The sequence below is a fragment of the Brevibacterium antiquum genome, from assembly GCF_016107655.1.
Lineage (GTDB): Bacteria > Actinomycetota > Actinomycetes > Actinomycetales > Brevibacteriaceae > Brevibacterium > Brevibacterium antiquum.
On the sequence record NZ_JABASX010000011.1, the window covers coordinates 89,308 to 107,504 of the forward strand.

The window sequence follows — 18,197 nt, forward strand, 5'->3', positions numbered from 1 at the left end:
ATGAGTCCACCCTGTTATGACTCCCCTCACACCGCCCGCAATCCCGGAACGGCGTGTGCGACGGAACTGCAGTGCCACCTCGGCGAGGGTCAGCTACTGGCCATGCCGCCGCTGGTGCGTTCGATGAGGTCCGGCAGCCATTCGGTCATGCCTGGTACGGCGACCAGGAGGACGAGGAAGACCACGGCTCCGGGGAGGAACCACAGCAGGGAGATGAAGATGTCGCGCAGCGTAATGGTGTGCCCGAGGTTGACGGCCTTGTCCTTGACGATGCTGTGGATGATGTAGGGGATGATGCCGACCGGCGGGGTGATCATGCCGAATTCTCCGAGGAGGACGACGAAGACGCCGAACCAGAGTGGGCTGACGCCCATCGTCTCGAGCGTCGGCAGCAAGATCGGGATGGTCAGCAGCATCATCGACATGGTGTCGAAGAACATGCCCATGATGATGTAGAGGACGATGAGCACGAGCAGGAAGCCCACCCGCGAGAGGCCGAGATCGGTGATGAAGCCGGTGAGGATGGGGGCCAGCCCCGTGATCGCGAGCAGGCTGGTGAGCATCGTCGCGCCGATCATGATGAAGAAGATCGCCGAGGTGGCCGACACTGTGGCCATGGCCGAGTCCGCGATCTTTCGCCAGGGATGGTCGCCCCGCTTTTCCCACAGGCACAGCAGAACGGAGCACAGTGCGGCGGCGGCTCCGGCCTCGGTGGGGGTGAATATGCCGGAGAACATGCCGCCGAAGAGTACGACGAGGATGACCAGGAAGCCCCAGACTCCGCCGAGTGAGGTCAGCCGTTGGCGCCAGGTGGGTCTCGCGCGGTCTGCGGAATCGACGCCGCGACCGACGAGTTTCGGCGCGATGACTCCGATCGCGAAGATGAAGACGGCGAAGCACAGCGCCAGCAGAATCCCGGGCAAGGCGCCGGCCATGAGTGCCGGGCCCACGGGCACGGAGGCGATGCCGGCGTAGATGACCATGAGGATCGACGGTGGGATGAGGTTGCCCGTCATGCCCGACACCATGATCGTCCCGACGGTCATGCGTTTGTCGTAGCCGGCCTTGAGCATCTCGGGAATGCCAGCGCGGCCGAGCGCGTAGGTCATGCCGATCGTCGAACCGGTGACTGCGGAGAGTCCGGCCCCTGCGAAGTTCGTGCCGATACCGATGCCGCCGGGCAGCCAGCTGAACCAGTCATCGGCGACGCGATAGATCTTGCCAGAGAGTCCTGATTGGGTCAGCAGCATGCCCATGAAGATGAACATCGGGAGCACGCTCAGCGTCCAGTCCGAGACCGCACTGAAAGGGGCCGTCGAGAGAATGTTCATGGTCGCGGGGATGCCGCTGACCGCGTAGACGCCGATGATGGAGGGCACGGACAAGGCGATGGCGACGGGCACGGAGAGGAACAGCAGCACCAACATCATGGCGATGCACCAGATGCCGCCGATCGCCGCCGAGGGACTGGTGAAGAGGCCGATCAGGCAGATGGCGACGAGCCCGAATCCGATAATCAGGGCGAGGTAGCCGGGCGGCTTTCGGCGGGAACCCGAGGGCAGCAGCTGAGGGCTGTTCTGCGTGCTGCCGTTCGGCGTCGGGCCGGTTGCAGAGGTATCAGTATTTGTGTTCACAGGTCGTTTCCGTCGGCGGCTAGTCAGTAGGTTCTGTTGTCGGCATCGTGCTCTGCCGATTGGCCCGTGTCACGGTCGAGCCCGGGTTCGCCGGTGCGGGCGATGAGCACGGCGTCGAGGACGTAGAGCGCGGCCAGCAGCACGAAGACGACGGGAACGAGGAAGTAGACCGGCCAGGTGATGATGTCAGAAACGTCGGCGGTCGAGCCAATCGCTGTGTTCTCGAGTGCCTTCCTGAAACCGAACCAGGCGAAGGCGAGGGAGACGAGGGCGCCGAGAATGCATGCGAAGACTCTGAACACCGAGGCGGTGGCTGGCCTCGCCCGGTCGATGACCATGGTGACGGTGATGTGTTCCTTCTGCAGCTGTGCAGCCGGAATCCCCAACAGTGCCACGATCGGCAGGTACCAGTACTCGACGATCTCATTAGTGCCGTAGATCGGGGCGTCGAAGAGAGACCGCGTAAGCGCGTGAATGACGATGTGGAGCATCATGACGATGATCGCCGCTGCCGTAGTGATCGTCAGGCATTTGTTGAGGACTTTCGTGAACGTCAGCATCACACTGCGACTTCCACCGCACGAAGCGCATTCAACAGATCCTCGACCTCTGATGTCGAGCGCAGCCCATCGGGGATCATCGCGGTGACTCTGCGTGCCCCAGCTTCGTCGAGGACGATCGGGTCGATGCCGGCCACTTGGGAGTAGCGACGGGCGCTGCGTGGCAGAAGGGCAACTCCGAGTCCGTTGGAGACGAGCGACTGGATCGCACCCGGGTTGTCGGTGATGTGTCGTGTGCGCGGTTCGAAGCCAGCACGTCGGCAGAGACGCTCGGCGGTGGAGCGGCAGCGCACACAGCCCATGATCCACGGCAGGTCCGCGACATCGCTGAGGTGGGTGATCTGTCCGGCACGATTCCATCGTTCAGGGACCAGCAGGTCAAGATGATCGACCCCAAGGTCGACCGTGTCGTGAGCAGGCAGCCGCGGTGCCTCCTCATCTTCATGATGGAACAGGAAGGCGACGTCGATCTCGCCTGCCTCAAGCATCGTCATGGCTTCGGGCGGTTCTGTTTCGGCAACCTCGTAGGAGTGGTGTTGGACGGAATCGGCGCCCGTGCCTGAGGATGATGCGAGACTTCCCAGGGCTGCCGCTAAGGGGCCGACGACGAAGCTGGGGAATCCAGCCAGTCGGACATTGCGTCCGCCGAGGCCGAACGCCCTGGCCAGGTCGCCTCGTAAACCCGTCACCGAGGTGGCTATTTCGTTCGCGCGGATGCGTGTCAGTTGGCCGGCGGTGGTCAGCACGATGCCGCGAGAGGTGCGTTCGAAGAGTTTGACGCCGAGGTCCTTTTCGAGCGCGTTCATGTGTTGGGACAGCGCCGGTTGTGACCAGCCTAGGTCGCGTGCGGCTGCTCCGATGCTGCCTGCCTCGGCTATAGCGCCGAAGATCAGCAGACGTTTCGGTTCACCGACGTCGAGCGCCTGCTCAAACACATTTGCCATAAGTCCAGCTTATGTCATGGCAGAATCAACTGGGCCTACCGGGAGTTCCTGGTGAGGACGAGACTGGAGGGAAGACACTGATACACGAGGACGAGGAGACGAACAATGCGCAGGATCGGCCTGTTGGGTGGCATGAGCTGGCACTCAAGCATCGAGTACTACACGAAGATCAACTCGGCTGTGGCTGAGCGACTCGGCGGGCATCACTCTGCACAGATCCTGTTGGACTCCACCGACTTCGCCGATATCCGCGACATGCAGGTCGCCGAAGATTGGGCGGGCATGGATGCATCCCTGACCGAAACAGCGCAGCGACTCGTCGATGGTGGCGCCGAGGCACTGGCAATCGCGACGAACCTCATGCACAAGTGCGCACCTGCCGTTGAGGCTGCGGTCGATGCACCCCTGATTCACATCGTCGATGCGATTGCGACGATGGCCAAGCGTCAGGGCCATTCGACTCTGGCGGTGCTCGGCACGAAGTGGACGATGCTCGACGGCTTCTACACCGAACGACTCGAGGCGCAGGGCATTGCAACACTGGTTCCTGACGAGGCTACCTGCCTCGAGGTCGACCAGGTCATCTTCGACGAGCTCACCCAGGGCGTCTTCACCGATGCTTCTCGTGCCCGATATGTCGAGATCATGAAGGACCTCAAGGCTCGCGGCGCGGATGCTGTTGCATTGTCGTGCACGGAGATTGGTCTGCTGGTTCCGCCGGAGACCGCTCCCCTGCCTGCCATCGACTCCGTTGATGCGCATGTGGCGGCGATCGTCGAGTGGATGATGGCGGAGGAGTTGGCTACGGTCTGAACTGACCTTCCCCCTCACTTCTCACCCTCCTGTGGAGCCTAAACGTACTGCCCAGTCCTGCCCGGAGACCGGCCCCATGTCTGGCCCTGTGGCTACGCTACTTGTATGTTTGAATTTATTGGCACTGCACTCGGATCGACGGTGGTGGCTGTAGTTGTCACCCAACTATTCCACTGGTTCCACCCTGGGCGCATTGGGGAGAAGATAGGTGCCCTCAGAGACGAACTCGCCGTGCTTCGTGAAATTGACGACGGTACTGAGTTGGGCAAGGCTGCCTACGCCGTCGGGAGTGCCACCGTGGAAACCGCCATGATCAATCGGCTCGTTCCAAGCAGGACGATTCAGAGTCTTGGTCTTGTGTTTGTCTCTCTGGTGTCATTCGCCCTGGTATTGACCTTCAGCGCCCTTGCTGAGCCACATGACATGGTCGACCAGACTCTTCTTGTATGCATAGTTGTTTTGTACTCACTATTTGGAATTTTTTTGTTGGCCTGCGGAATATTTGGCTGGTTGGCATCAGTATTTGTGCGTTCATCGGTTTCTATGGGGTTCAGGCTGTCGGCCGAAGTAGAACGCGAAAATTTAGACAAAGCATTTGCTGATCTGAAAACTACGATGTTTAAGACGGTCAACGAAGGCGAGACGCAACAGTATCAGTTTCGGCGGTGGTATAAGTTCTGCCTGACCCAGACTTCAAGAACACATATTCGTGTTTTCATCCGGGAAATCGACAATCATACTCCAAGCTATAAGACAGCAGTGGAGAGGCTATAGACAGAACGAAGTCAGCCAGGCACGATCCGCCGCGTTGACTTTTCCAACTCGGCAACCGCGTCGGCGATCCGGGTCTCAGACTCATAGACCGATACGACCACATCGATATTGAGCTCAATGCCGGGCCTCTCCTCGCGGACGCGTCCGCGGTCTCAGCCAAGGCCAGTTCCGTCACGGCTGCGCCGGCCCCCAGGCACGCATTGTAGAGAGCATGCAAGACAAAGTGCGCGAGACCAGCGCAGTTGCTCTCTCCGGCACACGCTTAGTCACGGTAATTATCTGACTTTTTCAAAGTACTGCGGCCGCAGTACCTTTGACTGTCGTTTAGGGTTCTCGCAGAAGCCTTACCGAGAATGCTCTGAACGTTCGTTCGACCAACAGGTCGTGAACCAGATGCTCCGGTCACACAAGTGCCATCTGGGCACCGAGCCACACCTTCCATTCCCAGAACCTCTTCGGCGCACCAGCGCATTCGTAATTGAGCTGGCCGGAGAAAGCTCGGATGCGCCGGATCCCGTGCAGAGCGTTGACGAGCCACACCTCGTGTCCGGACAGATCTTCTGGTTGTATCCGTCGATGCTCGATGCTGACAAAGCGCTTACGGGCTTCGTCTTGGATCAGTGAAGTAGTTACGCCTGGAAGTTGGGCCAGGTCCGGGTGCGGAACGCACAGTGTCTCGTCCTCCCACCACAGCAGGCTCGAGGTGGCCGATTCGACAGCGAACGCGTTTTCGTCGACGAGCAGCACCTCATCACACTTGTGTTCCTCGTGAGCCTGCCTCCGCAACTCAGCAAGGCGTGCAATGTCCGGACCCTTAGTCCTCGGGTGTTGACGCGGATCGGCGAATGGTGGGATCCACACCCTGAGTTCGTCGGTGCGGGTCGGTGCCGGTCTCAGCCGGAATCCGAGCGCAGGTTCGTCGTCGCCGAGCATCTCTACTCTGGGGAACCACTCCCCCGAACGCGGAATGAGATCAATGAGCGCCGACCAGAAATCGGCCGAGTCCGCATCAGTACACCCCAGTTCGAGAGCGGCTGCGCTGAATCGTCGGCGATGCCGTTCGAATGCGCGGACTCTACCCTCCTCGACAAGCCAGGAGTCTGCGAGGCGCAGTTCGCCCTCAGCACCACCTGCGACGAATTCTCTGTGCTGCTGATCCCAGGTCCAGATCGTCATGTCACGAGGCCTTCCGTCTCAGTGGATTGCTCAGTGTCGAGCCCCGTGTCACTTCCTTCCTGTCCAAGCGGCATGTCCTCAACTGCGCCCGGAAATGCGGCGTCGTCGAACAGTCGCAGCAATGGTGCAGCTTTGGCCACGGTTTCAGCGTATTCGTCCTCGGGTTCGGAGAGGGCGACGATTGCACCACCGACCCCATATTGGACGGTGCCATCCGAAATGACCAGCGTCCTGATCACCACGCTGAGATCGACGGCGCCGTTGAGGGAGAAGTAGCCGATCGCCCCGCTGTAGGCACCTCGGGGACCGGTCTCGAATTCGTCGATGATCGACATCGTCCGCAGCTTCGGCGCACCGGTCATCGATCCCGGTGGGAAGGCCGCTCGGACACACGCCACAGGGGAATGCTCGGGGTCGAGGACTGCGCTGACCGTGCTGACCATCTGGTGGACGGTGGCATAGGTTTCGATGCCGAAGAGCTCATCGACGGACACTGATCCGAGCTGAGCAGTGGCTCCGAGGTCATGGCGGACAAGGTCAACGATCATCAGGTTCTCCGACCTATCCTTCTCCGAGTGGAGGAGCTCGTCTCGGATCGAAGCGTCCTCACTCTCGGTGGCACCACGTGCCCGGGTACCCTTGATCGGCTTTGATTCGATGCGACCATCGGCCGTGATGCGCACGAACCGTTCGGGCGAGGTGCTGAGGACGGTGGCTTCCCTGGATTTGAGATAGGCACCGAACGGGGTGGGGTTGTCTGCTCGCAATGCAAGATACATGCCCAGCGTGTCCAGCTCGGTGTCCGGCTCGGTGTCCGGCTCGGTGTCCACCTCCATCTCGGCCTCGAGCATATTGGTCAGGCAGACTTCGTAGGTTTCGCCGTCGGTGATCTTCTCCAGCACGCGCTCGATGTTCTCCCGGTACTCACTGCGGGAATGCCGGGCCACCAGAGACGTCGCGTTGGGAACGGCGTTTCGGGTTCCAGGGCCGGCTACCTGCCCCTGAGGAGTCAACGGGGTGTCAGAAGCGAGGTCCTTGATCGCTGACCTCGTCTGTGCGCACCAGGCCTCGGCCTCCGCCGGTGAGGAAACGAGCCCCTCGAGTGCCAGCAGATAGACTCTCGACTCCTCGTGATCGATGACCACAGCGCGGTCGAGGAACATCAGTGAAGCGTCTGGCAGTTCAGAGTGGTGCCGGCTGGGTGAACCGACCTCGGACTTCAACTCATACCCCAGGTATCCGACCCAGCCGAGGCGGAAGTCGAAGGGCAGTGCCGGAGCCTCAACGTCGATGGTGTTCAGCTCGCCCTCGAGCCAGTCGAAGAGGCCGCTGCTGACCGTTGTCTCCGCACCTGCCGGGTCGGATGCAGCACGTCCGGTGTGGCGTATGCGGATCGTGCCGGCATTCGTATCTGCCGTGGCGACTCGGCCATTAGCTCCGGTGGGTGCACCCATGATGGTGAACCTCGATGACCTCCTGCTCGGGTCATTGCCGTCGAGCCAGACGGCTTCTTCCTCGTTTCCGTACAGCGCTGCGAAGATGGCCTCGTCCGGCACTGACAGCTCCAAGGCTTCTACCTGGAGGGACAATGTGACCGGCTCGGGTCGGTCACGTGTGCCGGAACTTGGAGTCCCGGAATCCAGAGTCCCAGGAGTCGAGGCTTCAGTCTCTCTGCCTGCCCATTCCCGGGTCAGTCGCACGAAATTGCCCAGCAGCGCCAGACTGTGTTCGGTCGAGATCGATTCGGGGTGGAATTGGACGCCCCACTGCGGCAGGCTGCGATGGCGCAGACCCATGACGACGCCGTCATCCGAATACGCAGTCACTTCCAGTTCCTCGGGAACGTCGGTGACGGCTAGCGAGTGATAACGGACCGCGTCGAACGTCGGCGGAATTCCTGAGAAGAGGTCAACGCCGAAGTTCCGTATCTCCGATAGTCGCCCATGCCGCGGAGATGGTGCGTGAGCGACGGTTCCACCGTGAGCCAGGGCGATTCCCTGGTGTCCCAGACAGATACCGAGGATGGGAATTCTCGCATTGGCAATCACCTCGGCGCAGATCCCGAAATCGTCGGCCTTGTCCGGCGACCCGGGCCCCGGGGAGATTACGACATTGTCGAACTCCTCGAGGGCACCGATGCTCCAGTGCTCCCAGTCATTGGGCACGATGACGGGTGGGCAGCCGTTGACCTCGGTGAGGTAGTGGTACAGGTTGTTGGTGAACGAGTCGTAGTTGTCGATGAGCAGCGTGCGTATCACTGATGTGCCGATGTCTCAGTCTGTCCGTGAGCTCTGCGAAAACCTGGGAACTCAGCCGAGGACGAGACGTCGTGTGGACTCGGTGAACCCGGCGGCCGCCTCGGCGAGAAGCGATTCCTCGGTGTCAGCACCTGCCCGCACATACCGCCCGGTGAACGCATCAAGCGTGCCTGAGGACAAAGCCAGCGCCAGGTCGGTGACCTGCTGTGGGCTGGTCCAATCGTCTTCGCCGCGGAAGTCATGGACGGGCATGGACTTCGTCATCGACGTCTCCACGACTCCCGGCGCCATCTCGAAGATCCGCAGACCCAGATCATGGCCGAAGTGGACGACGGAGTCGGCGATGCGGAACAGGGACGCCTTCGATGCCGAATACACGGCGTAGGCAGGTGTGCCCGTCGCTCCTGACCCCGAGTTGAGGTCGATGATGCGGCTGGGACGACCGGTCGCCTCGGCACTAGCGATGAGGACTGGGGCGAAGGCGTTGACCATGAGGGCGACGCCGAGGACGTTGGCGTCGACCACGCCCTTGATGCTCTCCGGCTCGGCCTCCCACAGGGGGCCTTCGGTGGATTCGATGCGGCCGGCATTGTTGACCAGCACCTGCATACGGCGGCCACTCTCAGATTCGAGCGCGGCGACCGCAATGCGCAACGCCGACACCGAGTCGATGTCATCGGCGCGCAGCTCCAACCCGGTGACCGCTCCCCCGGTGGCGTCGACGATCTCCGCCGCCGCTGCCTCAGCCTTCGACGCCGAGGTGGCCGTGACGACCACGTGATAACCGGCCTTCGCGAACGCCTCGGACAGATAACGGCCGATGCCGCGGGCTCCACCGGTGACGACCGCGATGGTCTCACCGGGCACGGCTGTGGCCCCCGCCGTCGCGACTTCGGTGGGCAGGTTGGTTCCGTAGGGCAGCTTCTCGGTCATGGTCTGACTCCTCTGATGTTCAGTTCGGATGTGACAGGACCCGGCCGGGATACCGAAGCAACCGACCGGGTCCTCATGCGGTCGTTCCTCAGCTGCGGACTTCGGCGCCGTGACGCTCGGCGGCCAACTGGGTCGCAGCCTCACGCATCGCTGAAGCGTCATCGGCCTTGAGCGTACGATCCGGTGCCCGGAACGTCAGACGGAAGGCCAGAGATTTCTTCCCATCGGGCAGCTGGTCACCGGTGTAGAGGTCGAAGGTCTCGAGCAGTTCGAGTTCCTCCCCCGCACCTTCGCGCAGAGTCGCCGCCAGCGTCTGGGTGGGCAGTGACTCGTCGACGATGAGGGCGACGTCCTGACGGGAGACCGGGTAGGTCGACAGGGCACCGTCCCAGGTCCGCAGGTCCTCCTGTGCCAGGAGTGCATCGAGATCGATTTCGAAGGCCACGCTCCGCGCGGGCAGGCCGAGGTTCTCGCACACCTTCGGGTGGAATTCACCCGCATGTCCGAGTTCCTGACCGTCGGCGAGGAGGAACTTCGCGGCACGGCCCGGGTGCCAGGGTGTGATCTGGTCGGCTTCTACGGTGACCTCGATGCCGTTGACGCCGGCAATGCGGCGCACGGTATCGATGACATCGGTGGCCTCGGCCTTGCGGCCCTTGCCCCAGACGCCGGGTGCTTCGACGTTGCCGGAGATGATGCCCGCATAGTGGTACGGCTGGGCGGGAACCGAGGCGTAGACCTCCTCGAGTTCCGCATCAGTCGGGTGGTAGCCGGGCAGGTGTCTAGGCCCAGGACCGGCAGGCAGTCCTGCCGAGGTGGAGACGAGTCCGGCTTCGAACAGGGCGACATCCTTGGCTCCGCGACCGAAGTTGCGTGCCACCAGTTCGACCAGGGTCGAGAGCAGGTTGGTGCGCATCAGCGGCAGGTCTTCGGACATCGGGTTTGCCAGGCGGATGTGTTTGCGGCGCACATCGTCGGCTTCGAGACGCAGCTGATCGTCACGCTTATCGGAGGTGAACGGGTAGGACAGCACCTCCGTGAAGCCGTCGGCGGCCAGCAGGTTGGAGATCCGGCGCCGGGTGCGCTGCGCTTCGGTCATGCCCTGTCCTGCGCGAGCGGCCGGTTGGATCGATGGGATCCGGTCGTAGCCGCCGGTGCGGGCGACTTCCTCGATGAGGTCGACGTCTGCGGTGATGTCCGTGCGCCAGGAGGGCACGGTCACGGCCAGACGGTCCTTGCCGATGACCTCGATGCCTGCACCGATGCCTTCGAGCAGACCGGTCACCTCGGCGGTCGTGTAGTCGACGCCGACGAGGGAGTCGACGCGCTTGACCGGAAGCTCGATGACGGTGGCTTCGGGAGCCTGCCCGACCTGTGTTGTCGCCGGGCTGAGCGTGCCACCGGCGAGTTCGACGAGCAGGTCAGCGCAGCGGCGTGCAGCCACTGGTCCGAGCAACGGGTCGACTCCACGTTCGAAGCGACGCGAGGCCTCGGAGGACAGCTTGTGCCGACGTGCGGTCCTGGCGATCGAGATCGGATCGAAGTGAGCGGACTCGATGACCACGTCGGCCGTCTTATCGTTGACCTCGACCGCGGCGCCGCCCATGACACCGGCGAGACCGATGATTTTGCCGCCGGTGCTGTCCGAACCCTTGCCACCGCGGTCGGTGATGAGGAGATCTTCGGCGTCCAGCGTGCGTTCGACGTCATCGAGGGTCGTGAACTTCTCCCCCGCCTGCGCGCGGCGAACGACGATCTCCTCGCCCAGCAGCGCCGTGTCATAGGCGTGCAGGGGCTGGCCGAGTTCGAGCATGACGTAGTTCGTGACATCAACGGTGAGGCTGATGGGACGCATGCCTGCGGCAATGAGACGGCGCTGCATCCAGAACGGGGTTGTCGCTGCGGGGTCGAGTCCGGTCACCTGCACAGCGGTGAACTGGTCGCAGCCGACGTTGCCGTCGATGGGGTTGGAGTCTTCGACGACGACAGGGAACCCATCATCGGTGGGGTCGTTGACCTCGGCGACGGCAGGGCTGCCGATGTCGGAGAAGGCCTGGCCCTTCATCTGCGCGTACTCGCGGGCGATGCCGCGCATCGACAGCTGGTAGCCGCGGTCAGGGGTGACGTTGACGTCGAGGGTGACCTGGTCGAGTCCGAGGAGCTCGATCGCGGAGTCACCGGGCTCGCCACTGAGGCCGAGGTCGGTGAGGACAATGATGCCGTCGTGGTCCTCGCCGAGGCCGAGTTCCTTGGCCGAGCAGATCATGCCGTCGGACTTGTGTCCGTAAGTCTTGCGGGCAGCGATCTGGAAATCACCGGGCAGGACGGCTCCGGGCAGGCAGGCGACGATGAGGTCACCGACGACGAAGTTGTGGGCGCCGCAGATGATGCCGCGGCTGGGTCGTTCCTCGCCGGGCTGTGGGTCCTTCGGGTCATCGACATCTTCGTTGTGCGCGGGACCGACATCGACCCGGCACCAGTTGACGGTCTTGCCGTTTGAGTGCTCTTCCTTGACCAGTTCAAGGACGCGACCGACGACGAGGGGGCCGGTGATCTCGGGGCCGAAGAAGTCCTCTTCCTCGAGTCCGATCGACGCGAACTCCGCTGCCAGGGCATGGGGATCCGTATCGGCCGGGAGATCGACGTAGTCGGCCAGCCAGTTCAGTGGGACGCGCATATCAAGCCTTCATTCCGAAACGTGCCGAGAAGCGCACATCGCCCTCGACCATGTCATGCATATCGTTGATTCCTTCGCGCAGCATCAGGGTGCGCTCGATGCCCATACCGAAGGCGAAGCCCTGGTAGACATCGGGGTCGATGCCCGCGGCCTTGAGCACATTGGGGTGGACCATGCCGCAGCCGCCCCATTCGATCCAGCCGGGGCCACCGACCTTGTTGGGGAACCAGAAGTCCATTTCCGCGCTCGGTTCGGTGAACGGGAAGAAGCTGGGGCGCAGGCGGGTCTTCGACTCGGGGCCGAACATTTCGCGGGCGAAGCCGTCGAGGGTACCCTGCAGGTTGGCCATGGTCAGGCCCTTGTCGATGGCGATGCCCTCGATCTGGTGGAAGACCGGCGTGTGAGTGGCGTCGAGTTCATCGGTGCGGAAGGTCTTGCCCGGGCACACGATGTAGAGCGGGACACCGCGCTGCAGCAGCGAACGCGACTGCACCGGTGAGGTGTGGGTGCGCAGGACGAGGCCGGCCTCAGGGGGGTCGACGAAGAAGGTGTCCTGCATCTGGCGAGCAGGATGGTCGGGTCCGAAGTTAAGGGAATCGAAGTTCAGCCACTCGGATTCGATCTCGGGGCCTTCGGCAACTTCCCAGCCGAGGCCGATGAAGTAGTCGGCGGCCTGTTCCTGGATGAGGGAGAGCGGATGGCGAGCGCCGAGGCGGTTGCGGTCTGTGGGCAGCGTGACGTCGATGGACTCTTCGATGAGAACGGCTGCGTCGCGCTCGGCTTCGAGCTCGGCCTGACGGGCGTCGAGGGCCCTCTTGACCTGACCTCGGGACTTGCCGACGATCTTGCCGGCGGCGGCCTTATCGGCCTTGTCGAGTCCGCCGATGGCTCGGTTGGCCAGCGCCAGGGGGGCCTTGTCGCCCGTGAACTCGATCTTCGCGGCCTTGAGATCGTCGAGGGTGCGTGCGTCCGCGAATGCCCTCAGTGCCGCGTCAACGGCCGCATTCACGGCCGACTCGTCCAATGGGTCGAGCTGGTCAGTCATCAATGTCCTTCATCTGCGTAATCTGCATCTTCTGCGTACTTCAATGCCGTTTGTCTGCTGCGCTCAAGTCTATCGCCTGTGATTCCGTGCTCGACCACTCGTCCGGATCGTGTCCCGCCGCTCCTGTGACTCCCACCCTCGCCGAGGCGGCTCCACCGGATCCCGGTCCGTTCCCACATCTGTGAGCTGAGCCATCGAGGCCCCACTCCAAAAGATGTAGTGTCGAAACATGACGACTCAGCGAGCTTCCGATGTCATGGTCAAGGCCCTGGAGAACGAGGGAGTCGAACGCATCTTCGGCATCCCCGGTGAGGAGAACATCGATTTCATCGATTCTCTTCGCCAGTCCTCGATCGAATTCGTCCTCACCCGCCACGAACAGGCTGCCGCCTTCATGGCCGCAACCTATGGGCGACTGACGGGCAAGCCCGGAGTGTGTCTGACCACGCTCGGTCCCGGCGCGCTCAACTTAGCGACCGGTGCGGCCTACGCCCACCTCGGCGGGATGCCGGTGATCATGATCACCGGTCAGAAGGGGATCCGCACAGCCGAGCAGGCACGCTTCCAGATCGTGAATACGGTCGCGACGATGAAGCCGCTGACGAAGGACAGCCGACAGATCACCTCGGCGAACATGGTCCCCACCATGGTCAGGGAGGCCTTCCGCGTCGCCCGGTCCGAACGGCCGGGCCCGGTCCACCTGGAACTTCCCGAGGATATCGCCGCCATGCCTGTCGAGCATGCAGACCTGATCCAACCGCACACGAATGGACGGGCGACTGCCAGCGATGACGCCGTCGATGCCGCGGCCCAGGTGATCCGGAATGCCAAGCGGCCACTGCTCATGCTCGGCGCCGATGCCTCGCGCTCGGACTGCAGCGAGGCGCTGTCACGGTTCGTCTCCCGGGTGCGCATCCCCTATTTCACCACTCAGATGGGCAAGGGATCCGTGTCCGGCTCGTCCGGCCTGTACATGGGCACCGCGGCCCTGACCAGCCGCGACTATGTCCACGATGCGATCGAGAAGGCCGATGTCATCGTCACCATCGGACACGATACGACCGAGAAGCCGCCGTTCACGATGGGAGAGAACGGTCCGACCGTCGTCCACGTCGGCTACCGCGCAGCCGTCGTCGAGCAGGTCTACTTCCCACAGGTCGAGACCATCGGTGACTTGGGCCCCAGCCTCGATCGACTCGCTGTGGAACTCGTCGGTCATGTGCCCAATGCCGGAGCGCTGCTGCCGATGCGGGCCGGGATTCTGGAGAAGATCGAAGAACGTTCGACCGATGACCGGTTCATTCCGCAGCGCATCGTCGCCGAGGTACGTGAGGTCATGCCCGTCGACGGGATCGTGGCGTTGGACAACGGCATGTACAAGATCTGGTTCGCCCGCAACTACCGCACCACCCGGGCCAACACTCTCCTGCTCGACAATGCATTGGCGACGATGGGTGCCGGTCTCCCCTCAGCCATGGCCGCCAAACTGACCTACCCGGATCGCCGGGTCATGGCAGTCGTCGGTGACGGTGGGTTCATGATGAACAGCCAGGAGATGGAGACCGCGGTACGACTGGGTCTCGACCTCGTGGTGCTCGTCCTCGAAGACAGTTCCTATGGCATGATCCGGTGGAAGCAGGCCGTGGACGGCATGCCCGATTACGGCCTGACCTTCGGCAATCCGGAGTTCGTCGCCTACGCCGAATCCTATGGGGCCACCGGGCACAGGCTGGAGAATGTCAGCGAGATGCACGAGGTTCTCGAGTCGGCCTTCGCCGCCGGTGGAGTCCACCTCGTCGTCGTGCCCATCGACTATTCGGAGAACGAGCGAGTGCTCATCGATGAGTTGGGTGAGCGGGCGACTCAGGCGCTGGACGCACAGTAGGGATCTGCAAACGAGAGCGCTGGGTGAGCCGCTGACGACTATCACTCGACTCTGATGCCGAGTTCGTGAGCGAAGAGATCGGCGAAGAGCATCAGTTGTGTTTCATCAATGGTGGCTCCGCGCAATGAGTGGACTCCGGAGATCTTGTGCGGCTGCAGGCCCCGGAGGTCCACATTGCCCAGCGTCGCCTGTTCGCACTGGAGCACTCCGACCGTGGAGCCGGGGAATGACACTCGGTTGACCTTGGCTCGGTCGAGGTCGATCTCGTCGATGACGCAGTCGCGAAATTCGACGTCGGTGAGTTTGGCTCCGCGTAGGTTGAGGTAGGAGATGCGGCAGTTGTTGAAGGTTGTTTTCTCCCACACGCTGTCATGGAAGACTCCAGCACCGATCCGTGTTCCAGAGATCTCGGTATGGATGAAACTTCCCCGTGGCATCGTCCACGTATCGGCGCGGGAGTCTTCGATCTTCGAGCCCGAGAAACGCGCACCGGTGAGATCCGCTGGCTCCGCGGCTGCACCAAAGTTCACCCGGGCCAAGGAAGAGTCCAGGTACGTAGCTTGGGAGGAATCCACCTCGGCGAAGTCAAGATCCGTGAACTCCATGCCCTCTAAAAACTCTTCCGGAGTGATATCGCCGAGGTAACCCGGCGTCAGGTGCGCCAGCTTGATCTTGGGTACGCGAGGAGCTTCAGTCGTCATAGGCTCACCGTATCGGGTTCCGGTGACACACATACCGTCGGGCACACCTGACTTCCTAGTGCCTACTTCCAGCTGCATACTACCGAGCCGTCTTCGCGTTGTTTCGCATGTTTCGCCCTCGTTCAACGTTGAGCCAGGCTTTCCTTGTTGCCTCGGCGGGAAAAGCTGGCTTCGCGTTGAACGAGCGGCCGCGCAGTGCGAATGCTTGCGATGGTCAGCCTATGGTCCCTGTGGAGCTCGCGACGCGTGCTTTGATTCTGAGGAACACATCAGCGGTGAAGAGATCTTGCCACCGGAGGCGAAATACGGAATATCCGAGGTTTCGCAGCTTGTACTCACGTTGACGTTCGAGCTCGAGTTCTCGTCGCGGGTCTCGGCCCGGCAGATGGTACTTTCCAGCGCCGTCGAACTCTGCGACAGTTTTCGCTCGCCTATTTGCGAAATCGGTTCGCGCGACGAAGTTCCCGTTCTCATCGCGAATGGTCACCTGTGGTTCGAACCCAGGAATGGAGAACTCGACGAATCGCACAGCACAGATGGATTCGGCGATCGACTCGCGGCGACCGTCAGCGAGCCCCAACACCCGATCGACCCGGCGTTGACGCGTCCGCACCGGGTGCGCTTCGCAGTACTCCCTAACCAGCGGCAAGGTCACCAGGGAAGTGTGGATAGCGGCGTCGATAACGGCGACCGCGAACGCAAGCGGATAGTCGCGAGCGATATCGGCCAAGGTGCGCAGCAACGTGGTCACGCGTGCTCCGTCGATCTCGCATACTTCAGCTGGACCGTAGTCCCGGCGCCTCATCAGGAGGGTGTTCCGGCGGACTCCATGAGTCGGATGAACCACCTCGGCGACTATGGACTCATCGCGGTTGAAATAAGGGATAGGCAGCCCATGCACGATGAGGGCGCTTCTGTGCGAAAGTGTTGCCCCCGGCGGAAGGTCGCCCACGTACGATCTGACGAGAATACGCAGGTCCTCATCACGTTTCCTCATTCCCGCGGTCTCCACCGGGAGATGCGTGCGATCGGAACCAGCGATCAGTGCGATGTGCTCGTGAATCGGCGTCTGGCACTGTCGTTTCACGAGGTATCGGCCGGACCGCACCCGTCGGAGACAGCAGGCCAGGGCGTTGTCGATCTGGTGTGAAGACCAACCAGCAGCCGTGAGTTCTGCAGTGCTCAGACAGACGAACATGCCATCAGCATCTGCGATGACGACACTTACCGCAAGATGTCACGACGCGCCTGTGGACAACAGACCACCCGCCATCACAGGCGGATCGATGACGGTCTGCCCACCATTCGAAACTGTCGTTCAACGCTGAGGGAGGTTTTCACTCCGAGGCAACGCGGAAAACTTGACTCAGCGTTGAACGAGACGCAGTTGCCTCACATCCGCTGGTTGCGAGCACTCTCGTAGATGCACACGCTGGCGGCAGTCGCGAGGTTGAGGCTCTCGGCCTTGCCGTAGATCGGCACGGCGGCCGAGGCGTCGCAGAGTTCCAGGTCCTTCTCGCCCATCCCCCACGCTTCATTGCCGAAGACCCAGGTGGTGCGAGCGGTCAGGTCGAGACCGGAGTCCCAGGGGTGGTGGAGGTCATGGGCATCGTCGTTGGCGTCTGCGGCGAGGACCTGGAGTCCACGGGCACGGGCGAGTTCGGTCACCTCGGCGAGGCCGACTCCGGTGACCACAGGGATGTGGAACAGAGAACCGGCGGTCGAACGCACGGTCTTGTCATTGTAGATGTCGACACTCGAGTTGGTGAGCACCACGGCATCAGCACCGGCGGCATCGGCCAGGCGGATGATCGTGCCGGCGTTGCCGGGATCACGGACCTGCGAGAGCACCACGATGAGCTGAGCTTCTTTGTCGATCACCGAGTCAAGGGCCACATCGAGGTGTTCACACACGGCGACGACACCTTGTGAGTTCACGGTCGTCGCCAGTTCGGCGAGCACCTCGGGGGTCACGATGTTCCAGTCGATCTGTGCGCCCTTGACCGTCTCGACGAATTCGGGGTGAACCTCGGCCGCCTCCTCGGTGATGAAGAGGTCGACGACAGCACCCTTGGGATCGATGGTCGAGCCCATCCACTCCGGAACACCAGGATTGTGCCCGTCAAGGTCCTGCGAGACATGACGCTCCAGAGCCTCTCGCACGGACTGTGGCCCTTCGACGAGGAACTGGCCTGAGCTCTTACGGCCGTGGCGCTTGAGCAGCTTGACGGCGTTCTTGATCCGTTTCGACTGTGTAGAGGAGATGACGTCTGGAAGCTTCATGGAGTTTGTCGACCCGCGTTCTGGGAGTTCTGGATGTGCTGAGACAAATTCAACGGCCCCGAACCAAATAAGTTCGGGGCCGTTGAGAGTATGAGGACCGGCAGCTCAGGCTGCGGCGGTCTTCGCTGCGTTGACGTCAGCCGGAAGGGCTTCCTTGGCAACCTTGATCAGGTGCGCGAAGGTGGCTGAATCGTTGACGGCGAGCTCGGCGAGCATACGGCGGTCAACCTCGACGCCAGCGGCTTTGAGGCCCTGGATGAAGCGGTTGTACGTCATGCCGTTGGCGCGAGCACCGGCGTTGATGCGCTGGATCCACAGGCGACGGAAGTCACCCTTGCGGGCGCGACGGTCACGGTAGCTGTAGACCAGCGAGTGGATGACCTGTTCTTTGGCCTTGCGGTACAGGCGCGAGCGCTGTCCACGGTAGCCGCTTGCCCGGTCAAGGATGACCCGGCGCTTCTTGTGAGCGTTGACCGCTCTCTTAACACGTGCCACGTGTTACTCCTTCAAAATT

Annotated in this window: 15 protein-coding genes; 3 read left to right on the plus strand and 12 right to left on the minus strand. The window is 62.3% G+C overall.

Annotation, left to right across the window (positions count from 1 at the left end; all coding sequences use genetic code 11):
- Positions 1-89: 89 nt before the first annotated feature.
- Genes JFC13_RS16975 through JFC13_RS16985 form a run of 3 tightly spaced genes read right to left on the minus strand, consistent with a single transcriptional unit; the run spans position 90 to position 3,138 of the window.
- Entirely contained in the window at positions 90-1,634 is a 1,545-nt protein-coding gene (locus tag JFC13_RS16975) for a TRAP transporter large permease (RefSeq protein ID WP_198398235.1), read from the minus strand.
- A 23-nt stretch (positions 1,635-1,657) separates the two neighbouring features.
- Positions 1,658-2,194 carry a TRAP transporter small permease gene (locus tag JFC13_RS16980; RefSeq protein WP_198398236.1) on the minus strand — a complete coding sequence of 179 codons (537 nt, stop codon included), beginning with the start codon at positions 2,192-2,194 and terminating at the stop codon, positions 1,658-1,660.
- The gene (locus JFC13_RS16985) at positions 2,194-3,138 is read right to left on the minus strand and encodes a LysR family transcriptional regulator (protein ID WP_198398237.1); all 945 of its coding nucleotides are present in this window, start codon (positions 3,136-3,138) and stop codon (positions 2,194-2,196) included. The genes JFC13_RS16980 and JFC13_RS16985 overlap by 1 nt, the downstream gene beginning before the upstream one ends.
- 105 nt (positions 3,139-3,243) lie before the next feature.
- On the opposite strand from JFC13_RS16985, the gene JFC13_RS16990 reads away from it, so the two are divergent.
- Together JFC13_RS16990 and JFC13_RS16995 are read left to right on the plus strand one after the other, a co-directional pair.
- Positions 3,244-3,951, plus strand: coding sequence for an aspartate/glutamate racemase family protein (locus JFC13_RS16990; RefSeq protein WP_198398238.1), 708 nt, complete (start codon positions 3,244-3,246; stop codon positions 3,949-3,951).
- A 105-nt stretch (positions 3,952-4,056) separates the two neighbouring features.
- Entirely contained in the window at positions 4,057-4,725 is a 669-nt protein-coding gene (locus JFC13_RS16995) for a hypothetical protein (RefSeq protein ID WP_198398239.1), read from the plus strand.
- 402 nt (positions 4,726-5,127) lie between these two features.
- On the opposite strand, the gene JFC13_RS17000 is transcribed toward JFC13_RS16995, so the two are convergent.
- The 5 genes from JFC13_RS17000 to pheS all read right to left on the minus strand — a co-directional run bounded on the left by JFC13_RS17000 (position 5,128) and on the right by pheS (position 12,814).
- On the minus strand, positions 5,128-5,901 hold the full coding sequence (locus JFC13_RS17000) for an aminotransferase class IV (protein ID WP_198398240.1): 774 nt from the start codon (positions 5,899-5,901) through the stop codon (positions 5,128-5,130).
- Entirely contained in the window at positions 5,898-8,159 is a 2,262-nt protein-coding gene (gene pabB / locus JFC13_RS17005) for an aminodeoxychorismate synthase component I (protein ID WP_198398241.1), read from the minus strand. The genes JFC13_RS17000 and pabB overlap by 4 nt, the downstream gene beginning before the upstream one ends.
- 51 nt (positions 8,160-8,210) lie before the next feature.
- Positions 8,211-9,092, minus strand: coding sequence for an SDR family NAD(P)-dependent oxidoreductase (locus tag JFC13_RS17010; protein ID WP_198398242.1), 882 nt, complete (start codon positions 9,090-9,092; stop codon positions 8,211-8,213).
- 88 nt (positions 9,093-9,180) lie between these two features.
- Entirely contained in the window at positions 9,181-11,769 is a 2,589-nt protein-coding gene (gene pheT / locus JFC13_RS17015; protein WP_198398243.1) for a phenylalanine--tRNA ligase subunit beta, read from the minus strand.
- Position 11,770: 1 nt separating this feature from the next.
- Positions 11,771-12,814: a phenylalanine--tRNA ligase subunit alpha gene (gene pheS, locus JFC13_RS17020; RefSeq protein ID WP_198398244.1), complete on the minus strand. Its 1,044-nt coding sequence runs from the start codon at positions 12,812-12,814 to the stop codon at positions 11,771-11,773.
- Between the two features lie 229 nt (positions 12,815-13,043).
- Between pheS and JFC13_RS17025 the strand changes: the two genes are divergently transcribed.
- On the plus strand, positions 13,044-14,699 hold the full coding sequence (locus tag JFC13_RS17025; protein WP_198398245.1) for an acetolactate synthase large subunit: 1,656 nt from the start codon (positions 13,044-13,046) through the stop codon (positions 14,697-14,699).
- A gap of 41 nt (positions 14,700-14,740) precedes the next feature.
- Here JFC13_RS17025 and JFC13_RS17030 read toward each other — a convergent pair whose 3' ends face one another.
- The 4 genes from JFC13_RS17030 to rplT all read right to left on the minus strand — a co-directional run bounded on the left by JFC13_RS17030 (position 14,741) and on the right by rplT (position 18,178).
- Positions 14,741-15,400 carry a pentapeptide repeat-containing protein gene (locus JFC13_RS17030; RefSeq protein WP_198398246.1) on the minus strand — a complete coding sequence of 220 codons (660 nt, stop codon included), beginning with the start codon at positions 15,398-15,400 and terminating at the stop codon, positions 14,741-14,743.
- 214 nt (positions 15,401-15,614) lie between these two features.
- Complete coding sequence (locus JFC13_RS17035) at positions 15,615-16,151, minus strand: hypothetical protein (protein ID WP_198398247.1); 537 nt, start codon at positions 16,149-16,151, stop codon at positions 15,615-15,617.
- A gap of 641 nt (positions 16,152-16,792) precedes the next feature.
- Complete coding sequence (locus JFC13_RS17040) at positions 16,793-17,683, minus strand: TrmH family RNA methyltransferase (RefSeq protein ID WP_198398248.1); 891 nt, start codon at positions 17,681-17,683, stop codon at positions 16,793-16,795.
- Between the two features lie 105 nt (positions 17,684-17,788).
- The gene (gene rplT / locus JFC13_RS17045; RefSeq protein WP_009885052.1) at positions 17,789-18,178 is read right to left on the minus strand and encodes a 50S ribosomal protein L20; all 390 of its coding nucleotides are present in this window, start codon (positions 18,176-18,178) and stop codon (positions 17,789-17,791) included.
- Between the last annotated feature and the right edge of the window lie 19 nt (positions 18,179-18,197).

Excerpts from the sequence above, each read along its gene's own strand:
- JFC13_RS16980 (WP_198398236.1), bottom strand. The coding sequence starts at position 2,194 with ATGCTGACGTTCACGAAAGTCCTCAACAAATGCCTGACGATCACTACG.
- JFC13_RS16985 (WP_198398237.1), bottom strand. The coding sequence starts at position 3,138 with ATGGCAAATGTGTTTGAGCAGGCGCTCGACGTCGGTGAACCGAAACGT.
- JFC13_RS16990 (WP_198398238.1), top strand. The coding sequence starts at position 3,244 with ATGCGCAGGATCGGCCTGTTGGGTGGCATGAGCTGGCACTCAAGCATC.
- JFC13_RS16995 (WP_198398239.1), top strand. The coding sequence starts at position 4,057 with ATGTTTGAATTTATTGGCACTGCACTCGGATCGACGGTGGTGGCTGTA.
- JFC13_RS17000 (WP_198398240.1), bottom strand. The coding sequence starts at position 5,901 with ATGACGATCTGGACCTGGGATCAGCAGCACAGAGAATTCGTCGCAGGT.
- JFC13_RS17010 (WP_198398242.1), bottom strand. The coding sequence starts at position 9,092 with ATGACCGAGAAGCTGCCCTACGGAACCAACCTGCCCACCGAAGTCGCG.
- pheT (WP_198398243.1), bottom strand. The coding sequence starts at position 11,769 with ATGCGCGTCCCACTGAACTGGCTGGCCGACTACGTCGATCTCCCGGCC.
- pheS (WP_198398244.1), bottom strand. The coding sequence starts at position 12,814 with ATGACTGACCAGCTCGACCCATTGGACGAGTCGGCCGTGAATGCGGCC.
- JFC13_RS17025 (WP_198398245.1), top strand. The coding sequence starts at position 13,044 with ATGACGACTCAGCGAGCTTCCGATGTCATGGTCAAGGCCCTGGAGAAC.
- JFC13_RS17030 (WP_198398246.1), bottom strand. The coding sequence starts at position 15,400 with ATGACGACTGAAGCTCCTCGCGTACCCAAGATCAAGCTGGCGCACCTG.
- JFC13_RS17040 (WP_198398248.1), bottom strand. The coding sequence starts at position 17,683 with ATGAAGCTTCCAGACGTCATCTCCTCTACACAGTCGAAACGGATCAAG.